At 70.0% G+C, this 1,318-nt stretch carries 1 protein-coding gene; it reads right to left on the minus strand.

Annotated features, from left to right (window positions below; genetic code table 11):
* Positions 1–114: 114 nt before the first annotated feature.
* On the minus strand, positions 115–1,318 hold a 1,204-nt coding region (locus FZ029_RS32725), incomplete at its 5' end, for an IS4 family transposase (protein ID WP_149274375.1).

Below are 1,318 nucleotides of genomic sequence, written 5' to 3' on the forward strand. Positions count from 1 at the left end.
CATAGGCGCTAACATACCGGCTTCCTTATGAAGGGAGCCGGTATGTTTTCGGTCTGGCGTTTTCGTCGTCGGGGCGGGTCGGCGATGTGTCGGGCGAGCCACGGAGCCAGTGGATCAAGCGACGGCCAGTGGAATGGCCCGAACACTGCCAAGCACAGGCTGTGGGCCAAGAGCGCGAACATGCGCCATAGGGAGAAACCCTGCGGCATGCGCGGGCTGCCTAGGGGGGAATTGCGTCGCCGCCCTGGCAACTTTATCCTCGATGAGCAGCGCCGCGATCAGCATGGCGTAGATCCAGGCGGTCGCGGCTGCCGGGGTGTGCACCGGCACCTCGCCCAAGCCGAGCAAGGTTTTCCAGCGTTTGATCGCCAGTTCCACCTGCCAGCGCAAGCGATAGGCCTCCAGCACCGCCGCCGCATCGAACGCGGCGGCCGGCAGCGAGGTCAGCAGCAACACCCAGTCGGCCGCCTCCAGCGAGCGCGCGTCGGGCGTCTTGCCCTTGCGTTTTGCGGTCTCGCGCACCCGACGGCGCGCTTGTTCGCATGCCGCCGCCGGCTTGCGCCCGGCGACCAGGCGCAGGTGCAGCGGCGGCAACGCCGGCTGGTGGTCGTCGACGACCACATCCCAGGCTCCCGCCGGACCGTCGAGCCGCCGTAAGGCGTCGAACAGATCAAACCGCCCGCCCGCCGGGGTCAGCAGGCGCGCCGCCGCCCAACTCGTCCGCACGATGAGGTCGCCGCCTGCCGCCAGATGGCCGCGCAATTCGCGTGGATGCGGGTAGCCGGCGTCGGCCAGCACGACGGTGCCGGGCAGCGGCGGAGCAAAGCGGCCCAGCCGTTCGCCGCCGTGCCCATCGGTGAGGCTGGCTTGGCACATGCACCCGCGCCCGAGGTCGTAGCTCAGGTGCAGCCGCCAGGAGGTGCCGGAGGCGCCAGGGACGCTGAGCGCGGTGGCATCGACCAAGCGCAATTGGAACCCGGGCCACCGCGGCGGCACCGCGGCACGCGCCGCCAACAGCGCCCCGGCGATCTCACCCAGCCACGGGCCAGCGTTCTGGAAGCGCTTCTCCCAGGCTGGGTTGGAAAGCCGGGCCACACCGATCTCCGCCGCCCAGGCGCAAGTCTGGCGCAAGGACAGCCGGCACACCGCAGAGGCCACACAGAGGCGAAGAAGCACCGCGGCGCTCGGAACGCCGCGGGCTTGGCGGAAGGCCCCCGTCTCGGCTGCGCTCGCCTCAAGGTCGATGACCGAGCGGACCAGCGTCTCAACCGCGTGCCAGGGGGCATCGGTGGGATCGGTCGCAAACATCCAGGAAAAA

The organism is Azospirillum sp. Sh1 (assembly GCF_008365135.1).
GTDB lineage: Bacteria > Pseudomonadota > Alphaproteobacteria > Azospirillales > Azospirillaceae > Azospirillum > Azospirillum oryzae.